The 15,645-nt window shown below is 41.0% G+C and carries 15 protein-coding genes; 1 reads left to right on the top strand and 14 read right to left on the bottom strand.

All coding sequences use genetic code 11. The features are described from left to right. Positions 1-19: 19 nt before the first annotated feature. The 7 genes from ACQFX9_RS05455 to ACQFX9_RS05425 all read right to left on the bottom strand — a co-directional run bounded on the left by ACQFX9_RS05455 (position 20) and on the right by ACQFX9_RS05425 (position 6,102). Positions 20-2,170: a peptidase domain-containing ABC transporter gene (locus tag ACQFX9_RS05455; protein WP_427161057.1), complete on the bottom strand. Its 2,151-nt coding sequence runs from the start codon at positions 2,168-2,170 to the stop codon at positions 20-22. Between the two features lie 141 nt (positions 2,171-2,311). After that, entirely contained in the window at positions 2,312-2,548 is a 237-nt protein-coding gene (locus ACQFX9_RS05450) for a hypothetical protein (protein ID WP_427161056.1), read from the bottom strand. Positions 2,549-2,689: 141 nt separating this feature from the next. After that, positions 2,690-2,911: a hypothetical protein gene (locus ACQFX9_RS05445; protein ID WP_427161055.1), complete on the bottom strand. Its 222-nt coding sequence runs from the start codon at positions 2,909-2,911 to the stop codon at positions 2,690-2,692. A gap of 156 nt (positions 2,912-3,067) precedes the next feature. Continuing rightward, positions 3,068-3,262, bottom strand: coding sequence for a hypothetical protein (locus ACQFX9_RS05440; RefSeq protein ID WP_427161054.1), 195 nt, complete (start codon positions 3,260-3,262; stop codon positions 3,068-3,070). Positions 3,263-3,339: 77 nt separating this feature from the next. After that, complete coding sequence (locus ACQFX9_RS05435; RefSeq protein ID WP_427161053.1) at positions 3,340-3,525, bottom strand: hypothetical protein; 186 nt, start codon at positions 3,523-3,525, stop codon at positions 3,340-3,342. 439 nt (positions 3,526-3,964) lie between these two features. Then, positions 3,965-4,588 carry a hypothetical protein gene (locus ACQFX9_RS05430; protein ID WP_427161052.1) on the bottom strand — a complete coding sequence of 208 codons (624 nt, stop codon included), beginning with the start codon at positions 4,586-4,588 and terminating at the stop codon, positions 3,965-3,967. 200 nt (positions 4,589-4,788) lie between these two features. After that, complete coding sequence (locus tag ACQFX9_RS05425; RefSeq protein WP_427161051.1) at positions 4,789-6,102, bottom strand: Tudor-knot domain-containing protein; 1,314 nt, start codon at positions 6,100-6,102, stop codon at positions 4,789-4,791. Positions 6,103-6,515: 413 nt separating this feature from the next. On the opposite strand from ACQFX9_RS05425, the gene ACQFX9_RS05420 reads away from it, so the two are divergent. After that, on the top strand, positions 6,516-7,064 hold the full coding sequence (locus ACQFX9_RS05420) for a pentapeptide repeat-containing protein (protein ID WP_427161050.1): 549 nt from the start codon (positions 6,516-6,518) through the stop codon (positions 7,062-7,064). A 163-nt stretch (positions 7,065-7,227) separates the two neighbouring features. Here the strand turns inward: ACQFX9_RS05420 and ACQFX9_RS05415 are convergent, their stop codons facing one another. The 7 genes from ACQFX9_RS05415 to ACQFX9_RS05385 all read right to left on the bottom strand — a co-directional run bounded on the left by ACQFX9_RS05415 (position 7,228) and on the right by ACQFX9_RS05385 (position 15,644). Further along, entirely contained in the window at positions 7,228-7,578 is a 351-nt protein-coding gene (locus tag ACQFX9_RS05415; RefSeq protein ID WP_427161049.1) for a hypothetical protein, read from the bottom strand. A 191-nt stretch (positions 7,579-7,769) separates the two neighbouring features. Then, positions 7,770-8,420, bottom strand: a complete 651-nt coding sequence (gene folE / locus ACQFX9_RS05410; RefSeq protein WP_427161048.1) for a GTP cyclohydrolase I FolE — start codon at positions 8,418-8,420, stop codon at positions 7,770-7,772. Positions 8,421-9,256: 836 nt separating this feature from the next. Continuing rightward, complete coding sequence (locus ACQFX9_RS05405) at positions 9,257-10,105, bottom strand: nitrate ABC transporter ATP-binding protein (protein ID WP_427162799.1); 849 nt, start codon at positions 10,103-10,105, stop codon at positions 9,257-9,259. A 261-nt stretch (positions 10,106-10,366) separates the two neighbouring features. Continuing rightward, the gene (locus ACQFX9_RS05400; protein WP_427161047.1) at positions 10,367-12,370 is read right to left on the bottom strand and encodes a nitrate ABC transporter ATP-binding protein; all 2,004 of its coding nucleotides are present in this window, start codon (positions 12,368-12,370) and stop codon (positions 10,367-10,369) included. Between the two features lie 122 nt (positions 12,371-12,492). Continuing rightward, entirely contained in the window at positions 12,493-13,332 is an 840-nt protein-coding gene (ntrB, locus tag ACQFX9_RS05395; protein ID WP_427161046.1) for a nitrate ABC transporter permease, read from the bottom strand. Positions 13,333-13,502: 170 nt separating this feature from the next. Next, positions 13,503-14,888 (bottom strand): CmpA/NrtA family ABC transporter substrate-binding protein, encoded by a 1,386-nt coding sequence (locus ACQFX9_RS05390; RefSeq protein WP_427161045.1) that lies wholly within the window; start codon positions 14,886-14,888, stop codon positions 13,503-13,505. 603 nt (positions 14,889-15,491) lie between these two features. Next, positions 15,492-15,644 carry a hypothetical protein gene (locus ACQFX9_RS05385; RefSeq protein WP_427161044.1) on the bottom strand — a complete coding sequence of 51 codons (153 nt, stop codon included), beginning with the start codon at positions 15,642-15,644 and terminating at the stop codon, positions 15,492-15,494. Position 15,645 lies beyond the last annotated feature (1 nt).

Raw genomic sequence — 15,645 nt, 5'->3', positions numbered from 1 at the left:
CCCAATCCCCAACCCCCAATCAAGTATTTAAAAAATCTAAATGCTCTCCAGATATAGAGCGTAAATTCTCTAAAGAACCTGCTACTTTTAACTGACCTTGATCTAACAACATCACCCAGTCAGCCCGATTAATTACTTGGGGACGGTGGCTAATTAAAATAGTCGTCTTTCCCCGACGATGTTGAAATAATTTATCTAATAGTTGGGTTTCACTGACAGGATCAAGTCCAGCAGTTGATTCATCTAAAATTAATATTGGTGGGTCTGTAACAATCGCTCTTGCTATTGCTAATCTTTGCCTTTGTCCACCAGAAATATTTGCGCCGAACTCTCCTAAGATAGTCTGATATTTATCAGGTAGTTTACTGATAAAATCATCAGCTTCCGCAATTTTACAAGCCCTAACAATCTGCTCAAATGTAACGTGAGGCGCACCTAAACGAAAGTTTTCAACAATTGAACGACTCCAAAAATGAGCGTCTTGAGGAACTAAAACTATCTGTTGACGTAGACAATCAAGAGAAAGGTCTTCTAAATTATAAATACCAATGCGGATATTACCTGATTGCAGAGAATATAGTGAAGCGATGATTTTAGCTAAGGTGCTTTTACCACAGCCAGATTTGCCAATAATCGCCACAACTTTACCACCAGGAATAGTTAGAGAAAAATCTTCTAATAATTCCAATCTACCAGGATAATGAAAATTGACATGGGTACAAACAATGTCAGCATTATCAGGAATTTTTGCAAATGCCTTTTTCCCATCTCCTTGATTTTCGGGTATAGCATCTATGACTTCTGTGAGACGTTGCGTAGCAGTTCTTGCTCGTGTAAATTCATCTACAAAGGTAATTACAGTGGCAATTAAACCGATGAAATTGCCATTCATAGAGTTAAAAGCTAGTAACTGCCCAATACTCAAATTTTCTTGGGGATTAATTACTAAATTCCCCCCATACCACAACAAAGCAATACTCCCAACCGCAGAGACAAAGCTAGAAAATGTGCCGTTAATGACGCTAATTTGAATAGTGTTGAGGGTTAAGGTAGAAATTTTGCCAAATCTACCTTGTAATTCTTCCCAAAATTGCGGGGATGCTGTGGTAGTTTTGAGGGTGAGCGCGCCTTTGAATGTTTCGACTAAAACACCTTGTGCTTCGGCTTCTGTGACTAAAACATCGCGAGTTTTTTGTTGCAAAGTCGGCTGAAATATAACTGTAGATAATGTCATCACTGCCGAGATAAACAAAGCAACTAGCGTGAGTTTCCAGCTATAAAAAGCCATAAACCCAAGGGAAATCATGGCAACAAAAAATTTACTGGGTAGACTAACAACAACTTGTGAGACTAGTTGATTAATTTGGTCAATATCTCGCAACCGACTGACAATTTCACCACTACGCCGAGCCTCATAATAAGAAAGTGGTAATTGTAAGATTTGCCACCCAAATTCTAATACTAACCCTAGTTGTAAACGTTGGGCGAAGTGAGCAATTAAGTTAGATTGTACCCATGATAAACTACTAGAAATTACATTCATCACTACGACAGCGATCGCCATTGTAGTGAGTAGTTTAGTGTCACCCCGAACTAGGACATCATCGGTAAGAATTTGGAGTAAGAACGGAGAAGCTAAAGAGAGCAACCCCAACAATATATTTAGGGGTAAAGCTTGGGCTAAAATGCCCCGAAAAATCCAAATACGCTTAAAAAACCGCCAAAAACCGCCAACTTTATCATTCTCTTGCCCATGAAACCGGATTGGATCAGGTTCAAGCAACAGCATTAACCAATCACTCCACCCTTCTGTTAAAGCTTGTGGAGAGATATAACGTAAACCAACAGCCGGATCAGCAACTATATATTTTTTGCCTTTCTTACCATATAAAACTACCCAATGATGCCCTTGCCAGTGAATAATTGCCGGTAGAGGTGCTTCATTCATCCGCTTTAACAATTCTGGCGAGGTTTTCACCGGACGAGCATTAAAACCAAGTGTTTCTGCTCCCCGTTTTAGACCTAATAAAGTTGTGCCAAATTGTCCAGTACCTACAGCCTCACGCACACGAGAAAGAGTAACAGTCCGGCCATAGTGTTTGAGAATTGCAGTAATACAAGCAGCACCACAATCTTCTTCGCTGTGTTGTGGGACGTAATGGTATTTCATGTGAGCTAAAAACTTTTCAAAAAGTACCCATGAAGATATAGGTGATGAGGCAAATTGCACAAAGAGCAATTTTGAATAAGACAGGCTAACTTAGCCTGCCTCATAGCAGATATAGCAGATATACTTGCAAATTTAATTATTTCAACGCCTGTTACCGCGTCTTCCTCTACGAGAGTTTGGTGCATATTCAAATACAAAGGCTGACTCCCAGGCAAACTGAATTTCGTCTGGAGTAAGTCCTGGGTTGCCGAATACAACACCAGCCCCCAAAATGTACAGGTAAGTATCCAGATTAAAACTAACTTGTAAGTTTCCTCCACTGACGACAGCAGATTCTTCAGGGGTAATTGCTTGAAAAAGTGTGTTATTTTCTTCCATCGCTCGCTTGCATTCCACTATGTATAACAATGAGCAATCTGACAACCCAAGAGCATGAAATAAACAATGAGTAAACTGTTTATTACTCAATTTGAACTTGTAATTGGCGATCGCCTATAAATTTCAACCTACAAACTTAACCTACAAACCTAATTGGTTAGTCAAGTCGTTGTTCGGTTGAGGTGAAGGGCTAGTTGTAGGAGAAGTAGGAGTGAGAATTATTTCCTGACCTTGCCCATCTGCGTTTAAAATCCTAGCTGTTGTCCCATCGTAAATAAATATAGGCAACACACCACCATTAATAACCGCAGATTCTTCGTTAATTAGCTCCGTAAACAGAGCAAGTCTGTTATTAATGCTCATTTTTTACCTTCAGGTTATTTCAAATACTGAAACATTGGAAAATGTTCCAGTATTTGGTGTAATCATTCGCACTCACTTAGAACTGAGCCATGATTAAGTAAGCCTGAAAACAGATATATTAAATCAATTTTCAGGCTAATACTTTAGTTGCAGCTATTACAAGCTGATTGCTCTTTGGAAAGCAAAGTTGGTTTCTTGTTCGGTGAGTGTAGGTACACCAAATACAACACCAGCACCTAAGATGAATAGGTAAGCATCTAGGTTAAATCTGAAATCATTGACTCCGCCACTAACTACGGCAGATTGTTCAGCAGAAATTTCGCTAAATAAGTTGTTATCTAGAGCTTGCATGATTTTTTCCTCAGTGATAATGGTGAGAATTAGCTTTGGCAAGAATTTGCTAATCAGTAGTTCCAAGTGCGATCGCTTTACAAGCTGATTGCTCGTTGGAAAGCAAAGTTGGTTTCTTCTGCGGTGAGTGTAGGCACACCAAATACAACGCCAGCACCTAAGATGAACAGGTAAGCATCTAGGTTAAATCTAAAATCATTCACGCCACCGTTAACGAGTGCAGACTCTTGAGCAGAAACTTCGGTAAATAATGTACCTTGCATGGTTTTTCACCTACAATGAGAATGTTTGCATTTATTATTAGCTGGGAGTTAGAAGTGATTTTTGTTTCCCTTCAACTCCCCGCTTAATTAAGACATTAAGTGCAAACACTAGGTTGAGTCATGTAAAATTTCTGCAAACTTGCTTGCTAAATTCGGCAAATTAGATTGTAGAATTACGCCAAAAGCATTTCCGAAAAATACATAATAGTCCCTCAAATCCTTTCCCAGAGCTAGTTAGCCATCAATCTACAAAGCACTCTAGCCACCTCTAACTAAGTTTGATCAATGTCGAAAAACTACAATAACTGCTTTCAATTCACTTTGTCGATGTTTGTAAAATATATACTTTATTTGTAGAAAAAATATCAATTTACACCATTTAACGAAAAATCTGATACAGATATAAATACTCTCCCGTGTCCCCTCTCAATGTGCTTTCTTATATGCTTAACAGCTTATTTTCTCGAACCCACAAAGCCAAACCTCCCCCTCGTCCACGCGCTGCAATTAAATCTGCATTCACAAGAAAGAAAGCGAAAAAAGCTTGTTTAGCGATGGGTTGATTGTAAAAATCCTCAGCTTGATGTTTACCAGAACGAATTTTTTGTTGGTAAATAGTGCGGCCAAATAACTGTAAGAACATTTGAGTAAAATCAAAAGCCAGGATATTTTTCTTCCCTAAATACTTAGCTGGCCCTGTCAATTGTAATAAAATCGACCCCAATTGTACTTGATTCCCAATTTCGCCTCTATTGCTATCTATCTTTGAATCTGCACTAAAAGAAATCTGAATTTTCGCCAGTTTCGGGACATACCAACCTTTACCTAAAATAATTCCACCGCGTTCTCTGGCTTTTTTTGTTCCAGTAGCGAAACACAAACGCCACGTACCAACTAAAGAATCAAATTCGTAATTGAGTCTTTGTTGTTTAGCAGTTGTTTCTGCGGCTAACAAAGCATTGACAATGGTTTCTGTAGCAGGAAGTGGATGATTTTTTTCTCGATAAGCAATTGCTGCTTGAGTTAAAATGCTTACAAAATTATCTGTATTAGTGCTAGTCATCACAGTTAATTAATTGTGGAATTTTAAATTATGAAAGATAAGATATTGCGTTTGATTATAAGTTTTTTTATTCACTGAGTATATAAGTGTGTGCTATTGCAGATATCCCTGCTTTGTGTTTATGCAACAAAAAGCGATCGCCTCTTTCATCATACAGGCGATCGCTACTCTTAAATCACAATAATTGTACTGCTGAGTATTTAGGCAATCTCTTCTAGATCAACCCATTCATCATAGGAAGAATCATAATCAACATAATGTACATAGTATTGCTGACCCTGAATTTTGTTAATCACAGCAGAATACCAGTCTTCCTCGTCATCGTCCCAAACTTTCACCTTCAGACCAACAGCAAATCCATTATCATCAGATGTGTTGTGGGAACGGATACGGATATCATCAGAGCCTACCCATTCATCATAGGATGAACCATACCCAGCATAATGAATAAAGAATTCATTATCTTTAACTTTCTCAATTGTTGCCGAATACCAATCTTCTTCCTCTTCGTCCCAAACTTCTACATTTTTACCTACTCCTAACTCACTGTTATTGTTACCTACCGCAGAAGTAGTATCAGCAGGCCTGGATGGGGATTGTTGCTCTTGCAGCATTTCTTGCTTCACTAGAGCATGAGCTTTTTGAATTACACTATAGGCAACAGTTTGAATCCCTGTATGCTCATAGTAATTTGTAGTTTGGTCAAGAAATGCTGCGACAAAATCTAAATTATCATCAGCAATCTGAATAAAATTACCCAAACTATTAAAAATGGTTTGAGGAGTTAACCCAGTCTTGGATACTAAGCCACCAATCCACCCTTGTACAGAGTTAAAACCTTGAGTAAGAAAACCCAGTTTCTCCGCCGGATTATTACCTGGTAGGGAGCTATTTACTGCTAAAAATACTGGATTTTGTGTAATTTGACTAGAAGCATCATTACCACTAATTAACCCGTGAATTTTACTCAGAAAATCAGGGCCTAATGGTAATAAACCATCAATACAAACTAGAGCAGCCATCCGAATGAGAGCCGCGCCTTGATAGTTGCTACTCAAAGACTTAACAAACTCTTGGGGGTTTGGTTGAGGAATCCCATTGAGTTTACAAAAAGCGATAATTTCAATCGCAATTTTTAATACTAAATCAATCGTCTGGGTTACATCTGCTTTGGGTGTAATATTACCTAAAAACGAGAGAAAACCAATTTTTTCACCAACTTTATTCGCTAAAGCCGCCGCCGCCATAGCTGTGTCTGCTTTATCAATTGTTTGATAAATTCTGATGACACTTTGATAACTCTGTTGAGGATCTTGATATAAAACCGTAGCCTTGTCCCTGATTCTCTGGATAACTCTCGGATCAGTTTCTCCGGTAATAGCACGGACAGTATTATCGAAGCCTACCAAATTATTCCATTGACTGGGTGCAACAAAATCGACCGCTTTTAGAACTTTGACGGTGATATTATCAGCTGGCAATTCGTCAACCAACTGCACAATTGATTTTTCCATTAAGCAATCCTCAAAACTAAAATGGTACTAACATTAACAACACAGTTCAGAGCAGCCAATAGTTGAAATTCGGTAGTTGCGACAATGTTTTACTAAAAAATGAGCTTTAACTGAACCATAGTGATAGAGTTCCCGAAATCGGTCAGAAAGTAACTTTTCTGCTCACTAAACTATATGAAGTTACGTAAATATTGAGAATGATAATTGATGGGCAGAAACGCTAAAACCAATTCCTCATTCCCAACTCCGTATATTTCCATGAAGTAATTGTTGATCACAGCAAAAAATAGATCACAATCAAATTACCAGTTTTAATCACAAATTAGATTTACAGAACTATCAGTATTATTTGTGGTGTGGTGGGGTAGCGATCGCTAATCAATAGAAAGTCCAACCTATCACGGGAGGAACATATGAACGCTAACCAAATTTTGGATTCATATACAGCCGGAGAAAGAAAATTTGACCAAGTAAATCTGCATCAAGTCAATCTTTACGCTACTGATTTAAGCGGCGTAGATTTTACTGAAGCAGATTTAAGTGGAGCGAATCTGAGTTATGCCAATTTAAACGGCTGTAATTTTAGTAGAGCTAACTTGACTGATGCTGACTTGAGTGGAGCTAGTTTAATCGGTGCAAACTTGAGTGAAGTTAACCTCATTGGCGCAGATTTGGCTAGAGCTAACCTCAAAAATAGTAACCTCACTCATGCTGATTTGCGTGGTGCTAATATCACACGAGCTAATTTATCCGGCGCAAATCTCTATGAAGCGGAAATGAGTGGAGCTAATTTTACAGGTGCGAATTTCCAAGCAGCCAATTTACAGGGAACCAATGTCATTGAAGCTGAACTCAATGGTGCAGATATCACTCAAGCCATCATTACAGAAAGAGAAATTAACGGTACTGTCATGCGTATCGGCTTCTCTCACAGATGGATAACTTGGGCTGGATATCATTGATGTTCACTAAATTGCCATCAAAATCGTAGAGACGTTACATAAAGCGTCTCTACTGCTACTGGGGCGGAAAGTGGGAGTAGGGGTAAAAAAATAGGAATATGACGTTTGAGAGCAACTGAGTATGACTCTACCAATTTTACCTTTTACCTTTTACCTTTCTGTGCTAGTAAACCAAGGGAGTTGCACCACGCATCTGACGCAAGGAATTAATACAAGCAGGACAATCACAACCAAATAAATTAATTGCCATGTCACTTTCTTGATCATTGAACTCTAATATGGGCGCGTCTTCAACAGAAAATTCCACTTCTGGCTGATAACTGGGAACTTGCGCTAAAACCGAAACTCGCGCACACACTAAACCCACTTTATGCTTATTTCTAATACAAGTCAGTTTATCTGTAGTTTTAACTTCTGGCTCAATAGCTTGTGATTGATTGACCATAACTGTCATAGATAAAACAGATGCAATCAAAATAGGGCTAGAAAGTAAGCTAAGTATAAATCTGTTCATAGGGTTTCCTTGGAAAACAATCCTGATAGTCCAGAATACTTCGATTAAATCTTACAGAGGAAGTAAATGTCTATCAGGACATAGTAACAAAGGAGTATGGGGATTGGGTACTGGGGACTGGGGACTGGGAATTGAATTTTGAATGGATTTTTCCCCTACACCCCTACACCCTCACACCCCCAAACCCCTAGTTAATGAAAATTGGCATTGTGCCGAACTAAATTCATGAATTCTTCGCGGGTTCTCGCATCTTCTGCAAAAACGCCACGCATCGCGCTGGTAACAGTCCAAGAGCCTGGTTTTTGGACACCGCGCATCACCATACACATATGAGTGGCTTCGATGACTACTGCTACCCCTTGCGGCTTGAGCAAATCTTGCAAAGCATCAGCAATCTGTACGGTGAGACGTTCTTGCACTTGTAAGCGTCGTGCATACATTTCACAAATTCGAGCTATTTTCGATAATCCCACAACTTTACCGTTGGGGATATAGGCAACATGGGCGCGACCAATAATCGGTAAGATATGATGCTCACAGGAACTAAAGATATCGATATCCCGAACTAGCACCATTTCATTAGCGTCTTCTGTAAAGACTGCTCCATTTAACAGTTCTTCTAAAGATTCGTGGTATCCCTTAGTGAGAAACTGTAAAGCTTTCATCACCCTCTTGGGTGTGTCTTTTAAACCTTCACGATCTGGATCTTCTCCTAATCCAATCAACAAAGTCCGCACAGCCTGCATCATTTCTGCTTCTGTGACGGTGCGCTTTTCTTTGGACGCTAAAGACAACAATACCTGATCGGCAGAGGTGAGATCGGGACTAATCGATAAAGTCATGTGTGAGTTTTATGGGATTGTTTAATAGTTCGGCAAGCAGCTTAAACACTGCTTTCTGGGAAACTGTAACATATCTTAACACTTATTGCGGCTCAAAGCAGATGAGTTATCGCATCGAAAATTTTGGTGTTGATTTGTAGCTAGAACGAACATTGGCAAACATGATGGATTTCATAGGTGATTTTATATACATAAGTATGGTTTGATTACTGTAAGTATTTGCGTATGTAGCGTTTCCCAGTCTAATGAAGTACACACCAATTTATTTACTGTTCCCTGTTCCCTGTTCCCTTACTACGCAAATGATTTCAGGAATCAAAGCGGATTCCTATATATAAAAAATGCCTGCATATGCAGACATTTGTGAGGTTTTCTGTCACTTTGATAGGCTACAATCATGTGTTAATCATGATGTTTTTATTTTTGACGAAAAAAAGTAGGAAAACAAGTTATTTCATTGAGTAAGTTAGACATAAATCATAGAGTTATATCTTGAATTAATTGTTTTATTAGTGTTGTTTATTCTAGGAAAAACCCAATTATATCAATAGATTTAAAAATCAGTGTCAATAATTTAATTATTAACAAATAATCAGCATTTGAGGATAATTATTATGAGAAAATACAGTTATATGCTAGACATAAGATACATATTTAAGTCGGATGTAATGTGAAATTCACTATGTTTTTTCAACTATAAAAGTAGAGGTGGTCAGGTTAACAACCCCAGAAATTCCCAGTTCTGGGGTTTTACTTATGAAAAAAAAGGGCGCAAAATTTTGCACCCTCAGAGATGGTAGAAACTAAGTTCCCACCTTTGTCATCTGGGAACACTGTTAACCGACATCATCATGGGCGAAACGGTTGAAGAGGAAATCTAAGGCGTAGTTACGCAGCTTATAGTATTGTGGGTCTTCCATGATGCGGGCGCGATCGCGTGGGCGAGAAAAAGGAATTTCCATGACTTCACCAATCTTGGCGTGTGGGCCATTGGTCATCATGACTAATTTGTCTGCCAAAAACAACGCTTCATCAATGTCGTGGGTAATCATCAACACTGTACAGCGATTGTCATTCCAAATTTTCAGCAGTTCTTCCTGTAATTCCTCTTTGGTGATTGCGTCTAGTGCGCCAAACGGTTCGTCTAAAATTAATACTTTGGGACGAATAGCCAAAGCACGCGCAATGGATACCCGTTGTCTCATACCGCCGGACATTTGGGGGGGTTTCTTTTCCATTGCGTCACCCAGTCCCACCATTGCTAAATGTTCCCGCACAATCGCCCGTTTTTCCGCTTCCATTTTGTTGGGGTAAACGGCGTTAACGGCGAGGTAGATGTTTTCAAAAGCTGTACGCCAGGGTAATAAAGCATAGTTTTGAAACACCACCATTCTGTCGGGGCCGGGTTTGGTGATGGGTTCACCTTCTAGTAAAACTTGTCCGGTGGTGGGGGTGTTAAAACCGGACACCATATTTAATAAAGTGGATTTACCACAACCAGAGTGACCAATGACGCAAATAAATTCACCCTGTTCGACGTTGAGGTTAACACCATCGAGGACTGTGAAGGGGCCTTTTTTGGTGGGGTAGACTTTGGTAACGTCTTTGATTTCTAAAAATGGTCTGGAGTTAGCAAAGGAAGAGGAGGCTTGTCTGTCTCTGAGAGTGGTGCTGCGGTTTTGCATGGTGGTGATAAAGATGAAATTTTTAACGCAGAGGGTGGTACGCGGAGAATGAGGAAGGGAGTTATACCAATTCACAATTCGCAATTCGCAATTCGCAATTGATAAGTCCTGACTTGACAAGGGTTCTTATGTTTGGATCTGTATCAGATTTTTCGTGAATTGGTATTAGACGCGAGTTTTTGATTGCTGGTGAATGAGTTTCTGAGGTTCATCGGTGCAGTAAAAATACTCGCGCCTAGTGTGGTTCTTCTCTTGCTAGACTTAGGCTACTCTTCTGGTGGGAGAGTCTAGAATGACTTCGGCAACGGAAACATCGCGTTTAATCTCTAAACTGTTGAGATAGGCGATAGGATCGTCAGCATTGAAGGGAGTACCATCAAATAATTCAATGGGTTGGCGAGTGTAGCTAATATCTAAGCCTAATTCTCTGGCGGCGGTACTGAAGACGCGCACACGGCAAACTCTTTCTACTACTTCTACCCAGTTTCTGGGGAAGGGTGTGTCTCCCCACCGCGCTAATTGCGTCATAATCCACATTTGTTCGGTGCGGCTGGGACGGTTAATGGCAGAATCTGCATAGAACTGATGGTGAGCATACTGCCGCATGGGATGATCTAGGCTACAGCTGTTTGTATCTGGGTCTTCTAGTTGGATGTAGTCTACATCGGTGCTGACGTAATCTCTACCCGCTAAAATCAGCCTGATTTCTTCAACATTTTCGGGCTTAGAACAATATTGGCAGGCTTCGAGTAAGGCTTTGGTGAGGGCAATATAGGTATTAGGATATCTTTCTGCCCAATCTTCCCGCACACCGAGAACTTTACCGGGGTGTCCTAACCAGACTTCTAAGTCGGTGGCGATGGTAAAGCCTATATTTTCCATAGCGGCGCGGTAGTTCCAAGGTTCACCGACGCAGAACCCGTCAATGGTGGCGGCTTGTAAGTCAGCTACCATTTGGGCAGGGGGGATAGTTTTCATATCCACATCTAAATCGGGGTCAATTCCCCCAGCCGCTAACCAGTAACGCAGCAACAAGTTGTGCATAGATGCGGGATGCACTACTCCCATGATGTGGCGTTGTTCACGGGTACGCAACAGGTAGTTTTTGAAGTCAGATAAGGTACGCACACCTTGGTCATAGAAGCGTTTAGCTAAGGTGATGGCGTTACCGTTGCGAGTCATGGTGAGGGAGGTGACAACGGGGAGGGGTTTATTGTTATGTCCTCCTAATGTTAGCCACATGGGCATCCCAGAAGGCATTTGTGCTGCATCGATGTAGCCGCCAGCCATCCCATCGACGATACCACGCCAGCTGGTTTCCCGCACGAGGTTGACTTCATCTAAACCATGCTTAGTGAAGAAACCTTTTTCTTTAGCGACAGCGAGAGGAGCGCAGGCGGTGAGGGGTAAAAAGCCAATTTCTAAGTTAACTTTTTCTAAGCCGTGGCGAGATACATCTGCGGTTTTACGGGCGCGGATTTTCTTCACCCGTTTTTGTTGGTTGAGGAAGTAAATCATTTCACTCCGCAAGCTGTAGTAGCTGGGGTGTTCTACTACTTCCATGCGTTTGCGGGGACGGGGGATATCTACTTCAAGGATGTCACCAATTTTTGATTCTGGCCCATTGGTGAGCATCACAATTCTGTCAGATAACAGCACAGCTTCGTCTACGTCGTGAGTAACCATGACGGCGGTAACTTCATTTTCTTCGCAAATTTGCATTAACTGTTCTTGTAAGTTACCGCGTGTCAGGGCATCAAGTGCGCCGAAGGGTTCATCTAATAGTAGTAGTTTAGGACGAATTGCCAGAGCGCGAGCGATCGCCACCCGTTGTTTTTGTCCACCGGAAAGCATCCCTGGTTGTTTATCAGCATGGGGACGCAAACCCACCATGTCAATATGTTTTTCCACAACCGCCTTACGTTCAGCTGCGGGCATACCTTTCATTACCGAGTCAACCGCCAAGGCGATATTTTCTCTCACTGTCCGCCAAGGTAATAGGGAATAATTTTGGAAAACCACCATCCGGTCTGGCCCTGGTCTGGAGATTCTTTGTCCTTCTAGGGTGACAACACCTTCACTGGGCAAATCCAAACCGGCAATCATATTTAATAGTGTGGACTTACCACAACCGGAGTGGCCAATCAAAGAAACAAATTCACCTTTTTTAATTTGCAGGTCAATTCCTTTGAGGGCAATATACTGGCCACCACCAGTCAGATTAAATACTTTATCAATTTGGTCAACAGCAACAAATACAGACATAGTTTTGAGGTATCGAGTATTGGTTATTAGGGATTAGGGATTGGGGATTAGGGATTGGGGATTAGGGATTAGGGATTAGGATTTTTCCTAGTACCCAGTCCCTAGTACCCAGTCCCCAGTCCCTACTTCTGTTCTGCTGGTAAAATCAGGTTCTGCACCCAAGCCATGAGTTTGTCGAGGATGAGACCGACAACACCGATGTAAACTAGTGCCAAAATTACTTCGCTGACGTTGTTATTTTGGTAAGCATCCCAGATGAAGAAACCAATACCGACGATACCGGACATGACAATCTCAGCCGCAATAATCGCTAACCAAGCCAAACCAATCGCAATTCTCAAGCCGGTGAAAATGTAGGGTAAAGCGGCGGGAATTAAGATGTTGGTGAAGTATTCTTTGCGGCTCAGTTGTAATACTTTGGCGACGTTGTTGTAGTCTTGGGGAATTTGGGTAACGCCAACGGCTGTGTTAATTAAGATAGGCCAAATGGCGGTGATAAAAATTACGAATAATGCGGCGGGTTCGTTTTGACGTAAAGCAGCTAAGGAAATGGGAACCCAAGCGAGGGGAGGTACAGTCCGTAGTAACTGGAAGATGGGGTCTAAAGCTTTGGACATGGTTTGGTTAATACCAATCAAAATTCCTAAGCCAATACCAACTACGGCAGCTAAGGTGTAGCTAATGGCAACCCGTTGCAAACTAGCCAAGATTTGCCAAAATAGACCTTTATCGGTGCCACCTTTATCATAAAAGGGGTACAAAATTAATATCCAAGTATCTTGAATGACTTGAACTGGCCCTGGTAGGGTTGCGCCGGGAGTCCAAGCGAACAACTGCCAGACTACCAAGAAAATAGTAATGGCGATCGCAGGTGGGACAATATTTGGAAATTGCTTTTGTAGTTGGGATAAGAATCCATTATCCAACTTAGGGTTACTAGGTCTTCTCTGTGCTACGGTCATGACTTTATGTTCCTCAGATGACGCAATCAATTCAAAATTCAAAATTCAAAATGACGCTCGCAGACTCGCTAACGCTGCGCTAACAAAATTCAAAAGTTTTTGCCTTTCGACTTTTTTATGCCTAGTCACTAATAACTAATGACTAATGACTAATGACTATTGACTATTGACTAAACACTCACTTTCTTGATAGCCAGACTCTTGAGATAAGCTTCTGGGTTTTCAGGGTCGAACTTAGCACCATCAAAAAATTCTTCTACGCCACGGGATGTGCTGGTGGGGATATCAGCAGATGCAATTCCTGCTTCTTTTGCTGCTTCTTTCCAAATATCTTCCCGGTTAACTTTCTTGATTAATTCTTTGGCTTTAGCCGCACCGTTGGTAATGTAATCTTTGGGCAAGAATCCCCAACGCACGTTTTCCGTGATGAACCACAAATCATGGCTTTGGTAAGGATAGGAAACGCTACCTTTTTCGTCTTTCCAGTAGTAAGCAGCCATTGATTTATCATCAATCTTGCGACCATCACCCATGTCGTACTTACCTTGGAATGGTTCAGCCAGAATTTCGGGTGAATTGAGGTTAAAGTAATTTCTACCAGATAGAATTGAGGCTGCTTCTTTGCGGTTATCAAAGTTATCTAGCCACTGTTGGGCTTCCATAATCCCTTTGAGTATGGCTTTGGTGGCTTTAGGATTTTGGTCAACCCAATCAGCGCGCATAGCTAAATATTCTTCGGGGTGGTTCTTCCAAATTTCAGCCGTTAACGCAGCCATGTAACCGATTTTGTCAGTAACAATGCGGTAAGGCCAGGGGTCGCCGGTGCTAAAAGCATCCATTGTCCCAGTTTTCATGTTGGCGACGGTTTGCGCTGCGGGAACAGTCAGCAGTTTTACATCTGCGTCAGGGTCAAGACCACCTGCGGCTAACCAATAGCGAATCCACAAATCTTGGTTAACATGGGGAAAGGTGAAAGCTGCGGTGAAGGGAGTGGGAGAAGATTTGAGTTTAGAGAATACAGATTTTGCACCCGCTAACTTTAAGCTGATGCCGCTACCTTGGTGTTTATTGGCGATCGCAATCCCATTACCATGTGTAATTAATTGACACAACACATACATCGGGATTTTTTGATTGCCTTTGGTAATTAGCCCTTCTGTGATTAAATGGGGCATAGGCATTTGCCATTGACCACCATCAATACCACCACCCGCAGAACCAATTTCAACGTTATCTCTAGCTGCACCCCAAGAAGCTTGTTTGGCTAACTCCACACCAGTCATGCCATACTTCGCAAAAAAGCCTTTTTCTTTGGCAATAATTAAAGGTGCAGATTCTACAATCGGAATATATCCTAACTTGACTGTAGTTACTTCTGGAGCTTGTTCTGGGCTAATATTTGCCACTGTTGTAGCAGTTGGCGCAGATGGGGTGTTTCCTCCAGTGGTGGTTTCTGGGGGATTTCCTAGACAACCCTTCAAAAACACAGCACCCGCCGAAGCTCCTGCTGTGACAATAAATTTACGCCGAGAAATTTGATTGAAAAAATCTGACATCACAACTCCTTCACTGAACCATGAGATTTTTTATGCACAACAATTTGTGCAAGTAAACTTTTGTTTCTCTTGCAAGACTTAGGAAAATTTTCACTATAATCAGCCAGCCCCAACAGATTATTTCTTGTGAGAAATAATCGTGAGGACTAAATGTTTATGATTGGATTTCTTTTGGGATTGATTTACGGTAGCCGTTCATTCATTGAAATCAGTTTACAGGTATTTATGCCCAATTTGTTGACTCTGTAAGGTGAATTCTTAAATAAATATTAGATTAGACCTATAAGTAAAAATTTATCGTCCCAAACCCAAGCCCCAAGAGGGTTTCAATGTATCGAGACTTACTGATAATAGCTATTGATTTTAGCTGATATGTTCGGAAATGCCTGTATTTTAAGTTTTATTGAGTAATAAAATATAATCCGTAATAGTAATCATAATTTTATCTCTATAGATAAAATGAGATGCTGAGAACCTAAGTAATTTGTCGTCTTCATAAGTAACTTATTTACACTGACCAAAAGAGTGCTGAGTAAAAAGTCAGATGAATTGCACCGGCTAAACGCCGCGCTACCGCTAACAGCACTACTGAAATAATGACAACTATTTAGTGAAACTGATAATTGAGAGGATGGTCAGCATAGCATTGGGTGGTGTCAAAGTCCTTGTCCAACGCTTTTCCCATTCCTCATTCCCGCTTCCTTTGTTAACGCTGAGGTGGTTCTCAGCGTTACTATTGAGAGAAGAATCAATCATG

This window comes from Aliinostoc sp. HNIBRCY26, from assembly GCF_050235535.1.
In the GTDB taxonomy this organism is placed as follows: domain Bacteria; phylum Cyanobacteriota; class Cyanobacteriia; order Cyanobacteriales; family Nostocaceae; genus Trichormus.
The sequence above is the reverse complement of the archived record's forward strand: the minus strand, read 5'-3'. Positions and strand labels throughout refer to the sequence as shown.